Origin of the sequence: uncultured Dokdonia sp. (genome assembly GCF_947496725.1) — a bacterium.
Classification (GTDB): domain Bacteria; phylum Bacteroidota; class Bacteroidia; order Flavobacteriales; family Flavobacteriaceae; genus Dokdonia.
The window spans coordinates 155,366-168,080 of sequence record NZ_CANMDS010000002.1 but is presented as its reverse complement, the minus strand read 5'-3'; the positions used below and the strand labels follow the sequence as shown (position 1 = coordinate 168,080).

The following is a 12,715-nucleotide window of genomic DNA, read 5'->3' as shown; positions in this document are numbered from 1 at the left end:
AAAATTACATATGTGCGGAATTGTAGGTTACATAGGTCATAGAGAAGCATACCCTGTAGTAGTACAGGGTTTAGAAAGGCTTGAATACAGAGGTTATGATAGTGCAGGTATAGCACTATATGATGGAACTGACGTTAAATTTTCTAAAACAAAAGGAAAAGTTGCAGACTTACGAGCTAAGCTCGAAGCAGATATTACTACAACTGGTGGTATAGGAATAGGTCATACAAGATGGGCCACTCACGGAGTGCCTAACGATGTTAACTCTCACCCTCACTTTTCAAATTCTGGAGATTTAGTAATAATACATAATGGTATTATTGAAAACTACGATCCGCTACGTCAAGAGCTTATTAAGCGTGGCTATACCTTTGATTCTGATACTGATACAGAAGTTCTTGTTAACTTAATAGAGGATGTCAAGAAAAACGAAGGTGTAAAGCTTGGTAAGGCTGTGCAAATAGCGCTTAATCAAACTATAGGTGCTTATGCAATTGCAGTATTTGATAAGACGAAGCCAGACGAGATTGTTGTGGCAAGATTAGGAAGTCCGCTTGCGATTGGCGTGGGAGAAGATGAGTTTTTCATTGCATCAGATGCGACTCCTTTTATCGAGTATACAAAGAAAACCATCTATCTTAAAGATGGTGAGATGGCGGTAATACGCAATCATAAAAAATTAAAAGTACGTAAGATTAAAGATGACTCTTTAGTTGATCCGTATATAGAGGAGCTTCAGCTTAATCTTGAGCAAATAGAAAAAGGTGGTTATGATCACTTTATGCTTAAGGAAATTTATGAGCAGCCTCAAGCTATTAAAGATACCTTCCGTGGGCGTATGCTTGTAAAAGAAGGTATTATAAAAATGGCAGGTATTGATGATAATATCGAGAAGTTTAAAAACGCTCGTCGTATTATCATTATTGCCTGTGGTACTTCTTGGCACGCAGGTCTTGTGGCCGAGTATATTTTTGAAGAATTTGCTCGCGTTCCTGTAGAGGTTGAGTATGCTTCAGAGTTTAGATATCGTAATCCGGTTGTCTTTAAAGATGATGTGGTAATTGCTATCTCACAAAGTGGAGAAACAGCAGATACAATGGCGGCTATTAAACTTGCCAAAAAACAAGGAGCATTTGTATTTGGAATTTGTAACGTAGTAGGTTCATCTATATCTAGAATAACTGATGCTGGGGCTTATACACACGCAGGTCCAGAAATAGGGGTTGCATCTACAAAGGCATTTACAACACAGATTACCATTCTTACGCTTATCGCACTTAGGCTAGCGCAAGCTACAGGTAAGATGGCAGAGTCAGAGTTTAGAAGTTACCTTCAAGAACTAGAGAGAATACCTGGAAAGGTAGAGAAAGCTCTTAAGTGTAACGATCAGGCAGAGCTTGTGGCAGCACAATATAAAGATGCGCCTAATGCACTTTACCTAGGTCGTGGATACAACTTTCCAGTAGCGCTAGAAGGAGCGTTAAAGCTCAAAGAAATCTCATACATACACGCAGAGGGATACCCAGCTGCAGAGATGAAGCACGGGCCTATCGCTCTTATTGACGAGATGATGCCAGTTTTTGTAATCGCTATGAGAAAAGGCCATTATGAGAAAGTGGTAAGTAATATTGAAGAGATTAAAGCACGTAGTGGTAAAATAATAGGTATTGTTACAGAAGGTGATACAGAGGTAAAACGCCTTGCAGATCACATTATCGAAATACCAGAAACACTTGAGCCACTCACACCTATACTTGCAACCATACCGCTGCAATTACTGTCTTATCACATCGCTTTGATGCTTGATAAAAACGTAGACCAGCCACGTAACCTTGCAAAGTCTGTTACGGTAGAGTAGGTAGTAAACAATTAGAATTTTTTAGAAGGATATTTTAAACTCAAGTTTAAAATATCCTTTTTTTATGCGCTACTTTTTGGTTGGGCTAAAAAGTTTTTGTCATAGAAATTGTCACGGGTAATAACCGTAACCCCTAGTTTTTAGTACGCTTTCGCGAAAGCGTAATCATCACTAAAAAAAGCACTTCAAAAACTTACACTTTACACTTTTGCATAAAAAATTAAACAGTATCTTTGCACGACGAAAAACGACAAGTTTTTCGCTATTATTTTGCTAAACATTAATATAGAGACTAATGTCACAAGTTACAGGTAAAGTTGCACAAATTATAGGCCCAGTAGTAGATGTCGCTTTTGAGAGCGGAACTGAGTTACCTAAAATTTACGATTCACTAGAAGTTACAAACTCAAACGGAACAAAATTAGTTCTTGAAGTACAGTCACACATTGGAGAGAATACAGTACGTACAATCTCAATGGACTCTACAGACGGATTAAGCCGTGGGGTGGATGCTGTTGCAACAGGATCTGCTATACAAATGCCTATTGGGGCAGATATTTATGGTCGTCTATTTAATGTAATAGGTGATGCTATTGATGGTATGGATGATCTTCCTAAAACTGGAGATGCAGGTTTACCTATACACCGTAGCGCACCAAAATTTGAAGACCTATCAACATCTACAGAAGTACTTTTTACAGGTATTAAAGTAATCGACCTTATTGAGCCTTATGCAAAAGGAGGTAAGATTGGATTATTTGGAGGAGCAGGAGTAGGTAAAACAGTACTTATCCAGGAGTTGATTAACAATATTGCAAAGGGTCACGGTGGTCTTTCTGTATTTGCAGGAGTAGGAGAGCGTACACGTGAAGGAAATGACCTTTTAAGAGAGATGCTTGAGTCTGGTATTATCAAATACGGAGATGACTTTATGCACTCTATGGAAGAAGGTGGATGGGATCTTTCTAAAGTAGATAAAACTGCGATGAGAGACTCAAAAGCAACTTTCGTATTCGGACAAATGAACGAACCACCAGGAGCACGTGCACGTGTGGCACTTTCTGGACTTACTATAGCTGAGTATTTCCGTGATGGAGCAGGAGAAGGACAAGGAAAAGATGTACTTTTCTTCGTAGATAACATCTTCCGTTTTACTCAAGCAGGATCAGAAGTATCTGCACTTCTTGGACGTATGCCATCTGCCGTAGGTTACCAGCCTACACTAGCAACAGAGATGGGTGCGATGCAAGAGCGTATTACTTCTACAAAGAGAGGATCTATTACATCTGTACAAGCGGTTTACGTACCTGCAGATGACCTTACCGATCCAGCACCAGCAACAACCTTTGCTCACCTTGATGCAACTACAGTACTTTCACGTAAGATTGCAGAGCTTGGTATTTACCCAGCGGTAGATCCACTAGACTCTACATCACGTATCCTTACTGCAGATATCTTAGGTAATGAGCACTATGAGTGTGCACAAAACGTAAAAGAGCTTTTACAGCGTTATAAAGAACTTCAAGATATTATTGCCATCTTAGGTATGGAAGAATTATCTGAAGAAGATAAAATGGCCGTAGGACGTGCACGTCGTGTACAACGATTCCTTTCTCAGCCATTCCACGTAGCAGAGCAGTTTACAGGTATCCCAGGAGTACTGGTAGATATTAAAGAAACTATCAAAGGATTTAATATGATTATGGACGGAGAGTTAGATCACCTTCCAGAAGCAGCATTTAACCTTAAAGGAACTATCGAAGAGGCAATCGAAGCAGGAGAAAAAATGCTTCAAGAGGCTTAAGAGATTTTTAATTACGCTTTCGCGAAAGCGTACTATAAATTATAAACTATGCATTTAGAAATTGTAACTCCAGAGGCATCTCTAGTAAGCGGTGAAGTATCATCGGTTACCGTACCAGGTGTTAATGGTGAATACCAAATGTTAGATAATCACGCAGCAACTGTTTCTTTACTAGTAGCAGGTACTGTAAAATTTGAAGGAAATCCTACTATAGCCGATGGTCAAGAAGGTAAATTTACCAAAACACCAGACGGTAAGTGGTCACTTGTAATTGCTAGTGGTACTGTAGAGATGAACAACAATAAAGTGATTGTGCTAGCAGATTAAAGCGCATTAACATACATTATTAAAAGCCCAAATTCTTATGAGAATTTGGGCTTTTTTGTATTATTAACGTATGATAAAAGAAGATGTAGTTATATCTCAAGGCTCAAGGTCGTTACTTGAAAATATTATTGCGGCTACTTGTTATACAGCGACTTTGTTTTGTTTGTATCAATCTTTTGTAGATTTAAAACACGTAGGAGGGTATGCTTATTTTGGTACTACTTGCTTTATGTTTGGTTTACGATATTCTATCTCAAAATATTATCGATTTAACTTTAAGAATCATCGCTTTAGAGATATGTCTACTATAGGCATTATTGAGTGGGGCAATTGGGTGCAATATGAAGAGTTAAGTTATGTTGCCGTTTTTCTTAACTCTAAAGATTTCTACGAGATCAATTTATGGTACGATGAAAAACGACATTTTAACCTTTCTAATTATCAAGACTTAGATGATGCACTTGATGTAGCTCGTGGTATAGCTCTACAGTTGGAACTAGATGTTTATGATGCGGGTACAGACCCATATAATACGAAATGGCTTTAGCCCTTTAAGGCTATTTTTATGTAGAATACTCCAGTATATCACCAGGTTGACAATCTAAGGCCTTACAGATAGCCTCAAGCGTAGAGAAGCGCACTGCCTTTGCCTTACCAGATTTGAGTATAGAAAGGTTTGCTGTGGTGATGCCTATGATTTCTGCGAGTTCTTTGCTCTTCATCTCACGATCTGCAAGCACCTTGTCTAAGTTTATCGTTATAGGCATAAGTTATATGGTTAGATCGTTTTCAGATTTGAGGACGTGTGCATCCTTTAATACCGTAGTGATTGTTATGATGGCGAGTCCTAATATGATCGTGTAGCTATTCTCAAAGGCATTAATGACCATTTGAGGAGCCTCGTTAGTTTCAGCTTGGTTAAAATAGCTCATTAGATATAATCTCCAGCAAAGCGAAATAATACCGTATGCGATAAAGGCTACAGCTCCAAAATTGAGCACCTTTATACTTCTCAAATTAAAGTATCCATATTGTATCATAAACCACAGTCCCTTAGCGACGAGTAAGTGAGCTGCACAGAGTACAATGATAGTTGCTAGGTAAGTTATGATGAGTAAATGACCTTCACCATCTGCATTGAGAAGATCATCTAAGGAGTTATAAAAAGTGATGTTGAAAATGACCTTAGCTAGATTTAAAATAAGTAAACCTACAATTACGCCCAGAAGTAGTTTTATGTTTTTCATAATAGAAAATTATATTGTTAAATCATTTTCAGATTTGAGTTGGTAGCCCGTTCGAGCCATATCTGCTATGATAAGTACTATGAGTCCTACAATAGTGAGTAAAAAATCAACTAATATTATTTCGATTGCCACAGACTCTTTCATTCCATTAGCAACTCTTATAATGTCAAAAATACTTGTTATCACTCCTGAGAATAGGAAAATGCTTCCTGCAAGTCTCATTAATTTTCTAGCTAATTCTGTGAAATAGCCTTGCTTAATAATTGTATAAATACATTTAAAGCTAAGACAGAGCCCAATAAATAAAATAACAGAGCTCACATACCCAATAATAAAGTTATACTTACCAAATACAACTCTATCTTCTGTCGCTTTGTACAATTCTGTATAATAGTCCCACATATATATTAATGAGATAAAGTGCAAAACGTGTAGAAGTATACCTATTGCAGTAATTGTTAAAAGTATTTTAAGTTTATTCATCAGATTTATTTAAATAGTTTTCATTTTATTATCGTTTTACAATAACAAATATATAAAAATTATTGAAAAACAATAATTTTATTTAAAAATCATACATAAAAAATCCCCAGCACTACTTTTAGTGCTGGGGATATAACCTTGAAAGATGGGCTTTACTTTTCTTGTAGCCAGTGTTTTTTGAGCTTACGAGCTTTTTTACCTGCGTTTTCATCGGTAGCGATGGTGTAGGTAGGATCTGCGCTTACTGTTAGATTTGTGGTTGCCTCGTTACCAAAACGTTTATAAGTCACTGCAATCGTTTGACCTACAGTGAGCTTTTTAACTAGCGCATTATAGGCATCTACAGTCGTTATCGCTGCTCCATCTATTGCAGTTATAAGATCTCCTTTATTAAGCTTTGCATCATATGCAGGCGAGTCTTTTGAAGTTGGGCTAGCAATACGTAATCCGCTTTCAGAGGCGTTTACACGTAGTCCTAGATAAGGCTTGTTTTTGTCTCGTATGATTTTCAGACCGGCATTTGTAAATAGGTTTTGATAATCTGGCATCTTACTATCATAAATATATTGAGAGAAGAACGCTTTCGCGAAAGCGTCACCCGCATACCCAGCTAACACATTTTCAAGATCTTGAATACTGTATGAAACCTCCTTTTTTCCAAACTGATTCCACACCACTTTAAAATAGTCATCTAGATTAAGCCCTTGCTGGCGGAGTGAGAGGTCAAGCGCTAGACCCAGCACACTTCCATAAGAGTAGTATGAGATAAAGGTGTTGTTTCTATTTACAGGATCTACAGAGGTCGCGGCATCTACAAAAGGCGCTTGGTAGCTCATCTCAATAGGGTTAAAATAATCGCGGGCAGGTGAGTTCCATACATAGTTGAACGTTCGGTTGAGTCCTTTTACATAATCTTCACTGGTGATAACGCCTGCGCGAGCAAGAATTAAGTTAGTGTAGTAGCTTGTAAAACCTTCGGCAAACCATAGGGATCCACTCATATTTGCTGCTGTAAAGTCAAAGGGCTCGAGATCTGCTGGGCGTATGCGCTCGACATTCCACGAGTGAAAAAACTCGTGAGAAACCGTTCCTATATTGCCTTCCATACCACCAGCTGCTAGTGATTCTCTATCGGTAAGTATCGTACTGTTGCGGTGTTCCATCCCATCACCAGATACGTGAGGAGCATAACAGGCAAGGAAGGTGTACTCGCCAAAATCATAGACAGGCAACTCTCCAAACACTTCTTTTTGTGCAAGAACAATGGCTTTTACCTTTTTCCAGTAGGCGTCAAAATCTTCTGCACTGTCATCACTATGCAATGCAAAGCGTATGTTTTTACCATCTACCATAAACTCTCGCAACTGGTAATCACTTACCTCCGTAGGGCTGTCAAAAAAGTATTGTAAATCTGGTGCTGTAAATGTTGTTTGTGAGACTTTTTTGAGTTGGCTAGCAACTTTCCAGTTTAAGTCTTTCCTTACATTAAAGTCTATCTTGATAGGGCGATGCTCTTCTCCCTCCATAAACATAAATGTAGCAGGCATATTGAGGTGTGCGTGTGACTCATCTATTTGTGAGTACGTACCATCTGCCCTATTTGCAAAGAGTGTGTAGAATACGTTTATTTCTCCATCGTGATTTTTAATCTCCCAAGAGTATGGATCTGGTCTGGTAGCCTGTAGTATTTCTCCTTTACTATTTGTTGCTTTAAAGTCAAATACATTTTTTGCAAACTCGTGTATAGCATAACGTCCCGGTGATGATCTACTCATACGTACGGTAACGGTCTTCTGTTTAAGTTCTGGGAAGGTGATAGCAATGCTAGCCTCGTGATGTACAGCATTTTCAAAGGAGATGCTGTACTCATTAGTTTGAGCGATACAAAAGGAGCTTAAGAGCAATGCAATAAGAAGTAATCTCATAAAGGAAAGTTTAGATTTTAAAAGTAAGAAACTAACGGCACTTCTATCCCTACAAAATGTCACATTGGTGAAGTATCTTTACCATATGTTACCAAAAAAATTACAGAAAAAACTAGATGCTCGAAAAGCTACGCAAGCACTACGAGTGCTCACGCCTCCAGCAAATCTCGTTGACTTCTCGTCAAATGATTATTTAGGATTTTCTAGTAATAGTAGCATCGCCCAGAAAATTACAGCACGCGCTCAGGCTATATTGCAAGAAGAGCAGCTCAGTGCAAATGGAGCCACAGGGAGCAGATTACTGTCTGGTAATCACAAGCTATACACTCGCACGGAGGAGATGCTAGCAGATTTTCACAAAGCAGATTCCGCACTTGTTTTTAATAGTGGGTATGATGCAAACGTGGGCTTCTTTCAGAGTGTGCCGCAGCGCGGGGATCTTATACTCTACGATGAGTATATACACGCTAGTATACGAGATGGCATACAGATGAGCCCAGCTAGAGGCTATAAGTTTAAGCATAACGATATTGCCAGTATAAAAAAGCTGGTCTCTAGATTGCGAGAGATGCATCACCTAGATGATCAAGAAGGTGCCATCGAGCTATACCTTGTGACTGAGTCTGTTTTTTCTATGGATGGTGATACGCCAGACCTTCTTCCTATTGCAAACATCTGTATGAAAAATGGCATACACCTCATTATAGATGAAGCGCACGCAACCGCTGTACTGGGGCCTCAAGGCGCCGGACTCGTACAAGAACTACATCTAGAAGATAAAGTTTTTGCACGCATTGTCACCTTTGGTAAAGGGATGGGCGCACACGGAGCGGCGATTTTAGGTAGTGAGGCTTTAAGGAGCTATCTGGTAAATTTTGCACGGTCTTTTATTTATACTACTGGGCTGCCTCCACATTCACTTGCCGTTATTTTAAGTGCTTATGAGCAATTATTAGAACGTACAAATGAGGATGCGCCAGAGGTTGTGAACTTGCGCAAACTTATAAATCATTTTAAGGCCGAAGTACAAAGATTAGCTTTAGGTGAGCTCTTTATAGATAGTGACTCTGCCATACATTGTGGTGTGATACGTGGTAATGATGCGGTAAAGACGCTTTCGCGAAAGCTAAAAGAAAACAACTTTAACGTCAAGCCTATTTTATCGCCCACAGTGCCTCAAGGTCAAGAGCGCCTGCGTATTTGTTTGCACGCATATAACAGTAAAGATGAAGTTACTGAACTTCTAGAATTAATAAAAAGCCAATTATAGCATTAAACAAGCTCAGTCATTAAAGAGCTTTGTTGAACTACAAAAGAATATAGGATGAAAGATAAACAAGCTACATATTTCATTACGGGGATTTCTACAGATGTAGGAAAGACAGTTGCTGCAGCCATTGTTACAGAGGCCTTACAGGCAGATTACTGGAAGCCAGTACAGGCTGGAGACCTTGATAATAGTGATACTCACAAAGTCAAGCGATTAGTTAAAAATGAAATATCGCAATATCACGATAACAGTTTTGCTTTACAGACGCCTATGAGTCCGCACGCGGCTGCTGCTATAGATAATGTAGCCGTTACCGTAGATAAAATAAAAAGACCAGAAACTACAAATTTACTTGTAATTGAGGGTGCAGGCGGCTTACTAGTCCCTATAAATGAAACCGAAACCATTGCAGATGTAATAAGGCCAACAGATAAAGTGATTGTAGTATCGCGTCATTACCTAGGAAGTATCAATCACACACTGATGACTATTGAATTACTCAAGGCACGTAATCTTGAGATAGGTGGTATCATATTTTCTGGAGATGAGCATCCTACCACAGAGTCTATAATTAAGAAAATGAGTGGTGCAACCGTAATAGGTCGTATTGATGAAGAGCCCTACTTTGATGAAAATGTTATTGCAGAGTATGCAGAGCGCTTTCGCGAAAGCGTAATAAACCTCTAGACTTTTTTTTAAAATCTTTTCTAACTAAGAAGGCTATTACCTTAACTAACTTTGCACTAAACTTATAATTGTGACTATACTAGAAAAAGACAGCAAGCACCTCTGGCATCCACTCACGCAGCATCAAACGGCTAGAAATCCTATTGTGATTACACGCGCAAAAGGGGCCGTGATGTATGATGATGCTGGTAATGAGTATATAGATGGTATTGCATCTTGGTATACCGCAATGTATGGTCACGGTAATGAGTACATCACTAGCGCGATGCATAAACAAATGCAGCAGTTGGATTTTGTAATGTTCAGCGGGTTTACGCATCCGCCAGCAGTTACCCTTGCCGAAAAGTTGGTAGAAATTTTACCAGGAAACCAAGAGAAGGTGTTTTTTAATGATAACGGCTCTACAGCAGTAGAGGCGGCTATCAAAATGTCACTACAGTATTATCATAACAAAGACGATAAGAGAGACACGCTTATCGCTTTTGAAGACGGTTTTCACGGCGATACCTTTGGGGCAATGAGCGCCTCGGGTTTGAGTTCGTATAACGGTCCTTTTGAAGATTTTTTACTTAAAGTAGAACGTATCCCAACTCCGCAAGATGATAACCTTGACGAAGTAATGGCTATGCTAGAGCGGATACTTGCATCAAATAAATGTGCAGCTTTTATTTTTGAGCCATTAGTACAAGGTGCTGCTGGGATGAAGTTCCACTCGGTTGCGGGTCTTGATGCGCTTGTAAAAAAATGCCGTGAGGCAAATGTACTCACCATTGCAGATGAGATTATGACCGGTTTTGGAAAAACGGGAACCGTCTTTGCTTGTGACCAGTTAGATAATAAGCCAGATATAATGTGTCTCAGTAAGGCACTTACTGCGGGAATGTTTCCGCTTAGTATCACGAGTTGTACTCAAGAAATCTTTGAAGGCTTTTTAAGTGAGGAAGTACATAAAGGATTTTTTCACGCACATACCTTTAGTGCGCATCCCGTAGGTTGCGCTGCGGCTATTGCAGGAATTGAAGTGCTGCAAACCGAAGAAATCACAAAAAGTAGAGAGCGTATTAACGATGCTCATACGGCATTTGCACAAACGGTAAAAGCACATCATAAAGTGAATAATGTGCGAGTAAAAGGTGTTGTAATCGCCATAGATCTTACTATAGAAATGGCACGCTATGGCAACCTACGTGACGAGCTCTACCAGTTTTTTATGCAACGAGGTGTAGCACTTAGGCCGCTAGGTAATACCATTTATGTGCTACCGCCTTATGTAATTACAGATGAAGAGCTGGCCAAAGTGTATAGCGCAATACAAGAAGCGCTAGATCATTTTTAGTTATCTTCTAGCAGTAGTGGCGCTAGGTCAATCACTTGGTCACTGTCATCTATAGTGACATTATAAACCTCATACACTTTCTCATCATCCTCACCACTAGTGATGATATGTATGACGCCAGTTCCGTTAGGGCCTTTTATGGGTGTTGTCGCATTAGTTCTTTTTTCTCCATTATTAAAAGAGATATTAAAACTCCCAAAACCGTCACTTTCTATGGGTTCTCCTAGTACAGCAATCACTTCTTGGTTAGATTGTACTTGAGCCAGTGCCTCATCACTTCCAGAAGCTGTTTTGATTTTATTTGCAAAAGCAAATACGCCACCTACTATTAATATGACTCCTATTACGACTATAGAGAGGCATCCTCCTACGGGTACAGCCCATTTCCAGTTGCGTTTCCACCAGCTAGGCTTCTCTATAAGTTCATTTTGATTATCCATTGTGATTGATTTTTAGATAGGTAACAGTTGTGAGGTAAAAGTTACACTTCTTTTTAAGAAAACTCAAAAATAGATGGGGTACGCTTTCGCGAAATTGTACTTTTGTAAATCCAATTTTAAACAAACTTATACTTTGAAAACTCCTATAGCTATAACCGGTCTAGGTTCTATCTCTCCATTAGGTTCAAATGCTGAAGAGCAGTGGAACGCATACCAAGAAACAACTACAAAAATTGCTTGGGAAGAAGAGCTAGAAGCATTTACTGCAAGGTTAACACCAGAGGGCCAAAAAGCTATTCAGGCTATACGTCGAGAAGATAAAAACTATTTAAGAATTGATCCATCTGTACTATATGCTCTTTATGCAGGTAGAATTGCTGTAGCGCAAGCAGGCTGGAAAGATGGAGATTTTGGTATAAACGTAGGTTCTTCAAGAGGTGCAACACAACTTTTTGAAAAGTTTTTTGAAACGTATAAAGAACGAAACATCGTTCCTACACAGGCATCACCATCTACTACGCTAGGTAATATTTCATCTTGGCTAGCAAACGATTTAAAGTCTACTGGACCAGACATATCGCACTCTATAACGTGTAGTACTGCTTTACACGCTTTATTAAATGGCGTGGCTTGGTTACAATCTGGAATGGCAAAAAAATTCTTAGTAGGAGGTTCTGAGGCGGCTCTTACACCGTTTACCATTGCACAAATAAGAGCAATGAAACTCACACCTACAGAAGAGGGTACGAGTGCATATCCTAATATGGCACTTAACCTCTTTAAAAAGAAAAACACAATGGTGCTAGGAGAAGCTGCAGCAGTAGCTTGTCTTGAGTTAGGAAAAAAGAAAAATGCACTTGCTTATGTAACTGCAGTAGGATATGCTACAGAGATGCTAGACCACGCGGTGTCTATATCTGACGAGGGTCTTTGCTTCCAGAAATCTATGAAAATGGCACTGGGCAAAACAGATCTTTCTGAGATAGATGCTATTGTAATGCACGCACCAGGTACACTTAAGGGCGATACCTCTGAGATGGGCGCTGTTAAAGCCGTTTTTGGTGAAGAGCTGCCTATGCTTACTACAAACAAGTGGAAAATAGGCCACACCTTTGGCGCAAGTGGTTTGTTAAGTTTAGAGCTCGCTATAAATATGCTGCAAGAGCAACGTTTTATAGGTGTTCCATACCTCAAGGATAAAACAAAAGATCAAGCTCTTAACAAGATTCTTGTAAACGCTGTAGGTTTTGGAGGTAATGCCGTGAGTATTATCGTAGAGAAAGCTTAGGGTAGTATCACGCTTTCGCGAAAGCGTACCAAAAGAACTTTTAACACATA

General features: G+C 39.3%; 13 protein-coding genes. 8 read left to right on the top strand and 5 right to left on the bottom strand.

Annotation, left to right across the window (positions count from 1 at the left end):
• The first annotated feature begins 10 nt into the window (after nt 1-10).
• The 4 genes from glmS (at nt 11) to Q0948_RS04550 (ending at nt 4,536) form a co-directional block, all read left to right on the top strand.
• Nucleotides 11-1,858, top strand: a complete 1,848-nt coding sequence (gene glmS / locus Q0948_RS04565) for a glutamine--fructose-6-phosphate transaminase (isomerizing) (RefSeq protein WP_298349190.1) — start codon at nt 11-13, stop codon at nt 1,856-1,858.
• A 295-nt stretch (nt 1,859-2,153) separates the two neighbouring features.
• Nucleotides 2,154-3,662 (top strand): F0F1 ATP synthase subunit beta, encoded by a 1,509-nt coding sequence (gene atpD, locus Q0948_RS04560; RefSeq protein WP_035334816.1) that lies wholly within the window; start codon nt 2,154-2,156, stop codon nt 3,660-3,662.
• A gap of 48 nt (nt 3,663-3,710) precedes the next feature.
• Nucleotides 3,711-3,989: a F0F1 ATP synthase subunit epsilon gene (locus Q0948_RS04555; protein ID WP_035325900.1), complete on the top strand. Its 279-nt coding sequence runs from the start codon at nt 3,711-3,713 to the stop codon at nt 3,987-3,989.
• 70 nt (nt 3,990-4,059) lie between these two features.
• Nucleotides 4,060-4,536 carry a hypothetical protein gene (locus Q0948_RS04550; protein WP_298349178.1) on the top strand — a complete coding sequence of 159 codons (477 nt, stop codon included), beginning with the start codon at nt 4,060-4,062 and terminating at the stop codon, nt 4,534-4,536.
• Between the two features lie 16 nt (nt 4,537-4,552).
• On the opposite strand, the gene Q0948_RS04545 is transcribed toward Q0948_RS04550, so the two are convergent.
• The 4 genes from Q0948_RS04545 to Q0948_RS04530 form a co-directional block, all read right to left on the bottom strand.
• Nucleotides 4,553-4,756, bottom strand: a complete 204-nt coding sequence (locus Q0948_RS04545; protein WP_035334814.1) for a helix-turn-helix transcriptional regulator — start codon at nt 4,754-4,756, stop codon at nt 4,553-4,555.
• 3 nt (nt 4,757-4,759) lie between these two features.
• Nucleotides 4,760-5,236: a DUF2975 domain-containing protein gene (locus tag Q0948_RS04540; protein ID WP_298349175.1), complete on the bottom strand. Its 477-nt coding sequence runs from the start codon at nt 5,234-5,236 to the stop codon at nt 4,760-4,762.
• 9 nt (nt 5,237-5,245) lie between these two features.
• On the bottom strand, nt 5,246-5,719 hold the full coding sequence (locus Q0948_RS04535) for a DUF2975 domain-containing protein (protein WP_298349171.1): 474 nt from the start codon (nt 5,717-5,719) through the stop codon (nt 5,246-5,248).
• Nucleotides 5,720-5,871: 152 nt separating this feature from the next.
• Nucleotides 5,872-7,644 carry a PDZ domain-containing protein gene (locus Q0948_RS04530; RefSeq protein WP_298349168.1) on the bottom strand — a complete coding sequence of 591 codons (1,773 nt, stop codon included), beginning with the start codon at nt 7,642-7,644 and terminating at the stop codon, nt 5,872-5,874.
• Nucleotides 7,645-7,729: 85 nt separating this feature from the next.
• Between Q0948_RS04530 and Q0948_RS04525 the strand changes: the two genes are divergently transcribed.
• The 3 genes from Q0948_RS04525 to bioA all read left to right on the top strand — a co-directional run bounded on the left by Q0948_RS04525 (nt 7,730) and on the right by bioA (nt 10,937).
• Nucleotides 7,730-8,914, top strand: coding sequence for an aminotransferase class I/II-fold pyridoxal phosphate-dependent enzyme (locus Q0948_RS04525; protein ID WP_298349165.1), 1,185 nt, complete (start codon nt 7,730-7,732; stop codon nt 8,912-8,914).
• A gap of 54 nt (nt 8,915-8,968) precedes the next feature.
• On the top strand, nt 8,969-9,601 hold the full coding sequence (gene bioD / locus Q0948_RS04520; protein WP_298349162.1) for a dethiobiotin synthase: 633 nt from the start codon (nt 8,969-8,971) through the stop codon (nt 9,599-9,601).
• A gap of 70 nt (nt 9,602-9,671) precedes the next feature.
• The gene (bioA, locus tag Q0948_RS04515) at nt 9,672-10,937 is read left to right on the top strand and encodes an adenosylmethionine--8-amino-7-oxononanoate transaminase (protein WP_298349160.1); all 1,266 of its coding nucleotides are present in this window, start codon (nt 9,672-9,674) and stop codon (nt 10,935-10,937) included.
• Here the strand turns inward: bioA and Q0948_RS04510 are convergent.
• Complete coding sequence (locus Q0948_RS04510; protein ID WP_035334805.1) at nt 10,934-11,377, bottom strand: cytochrome c oxidase assembly factor Coa1 family protein; 444 nt, start codon at nt 11,375-11,377, stop codon at nt 10,934-10,936. The genes bioA and Q0948_RS04510 overlap by 4 nt on opposite strands.
• Nucleotides 11,378-11,510: 133 nt before the next feature.
• Here Q0948_RS04510 and Q0948_RS04505 point away from each other — a divergent pair, with 133 nt between their 5' ends.
• Nucleotides 11,511-12,665: a beta-ketoacyl synthase N-terminal-like domain-containing protein gene (locus Q0948_RS04505; RefSeq protein ID WP_035334804.1), complete on the top strand. Its 1,155-nt coding sequence runs from the start codon at nt 11,511-11,513 to the stop codon at nt 12,663-12,665.
• The last annotated feature ends 50 nt before the right edge of the window (nt 12,666-12,715 follow it).

Bases quoted from the DNA above. Each gene is read 5' to 3' on its own strand.
- Q0948_RS04540 (WP_298349175.1), bottom strand. From the start codon at position 5,236: ATGAAAAACATAAAACTACTTCTGGGCGTAATTGTAGGTTTACTTATT.
- Q0948_RS04525 (WP_298349165.1), top strand. From the start codon at position 7,730: ATGTTACCAAAAAAATTACAGAAAAAACTAGATGCTCGAAAAGCTACG.
- Q0948_RS04545 (WP_035334814.1), bottom strand. From the start codon at position 4,756: ATGCCTATAACGATAAACTTAGACAAGGTGCTTGCAGATCGTGAGATG.
- glmS (WP_298349190.1), top strand. From the start codon at position 11: ATGTGCGGAATTGTAGGTTACATAGGTCATAGAGAAGCATACCCTGTA.
- atpD (WP_035334816.1), top strand. From the start codon at position 2,154: ATGTCACAAGTTACAGGTAAAGTTGCACAAATTATAGGCCCAGTAGTA.
- Q0948_RS04530 (WP_298349168.1), bottom strand. From the start codon at position 7,644: ATGAGATTACTTCTTATTGCATTGCTCTTAAGCTCCTTTTGTATCGCT.
- Q0948_RS04510 (WP_035334805.1), bottom strand. From the start codon at position 11,377: ATGGATAATCAAAATGAACTTATAGAGAAGCCTAGCTGGTGGAAACGC.
- bioD (WP_298349162.1), top strand. From the start codon at position 8,969: ATGAAAGATAAACAAGCTACATATTTCATTACGGGGATTTCTACAGAT.
- Q0948_RS04535 (WP_298349171.1), bottom strand. From the start codon at position 5,719: ATGAATAAACTTAAAATACTTTTAACAATTACTGCAATAGGTATACTT.
- Q0948_RS04550 (WP_298349178.1), top strand. From the start codon at position 4,060: ATGATAAAAGAAGATGTAGTTATATCTCAAGGCTCAAGGTCGTTACTT.
- Q0948_RS04555 (WP_035325900.1), top strand. From the start codon at position 3,711: ATGCATTTAGAAATTGTAACTCCAGAGGCATCTCTAGTAAGCGGTGAA.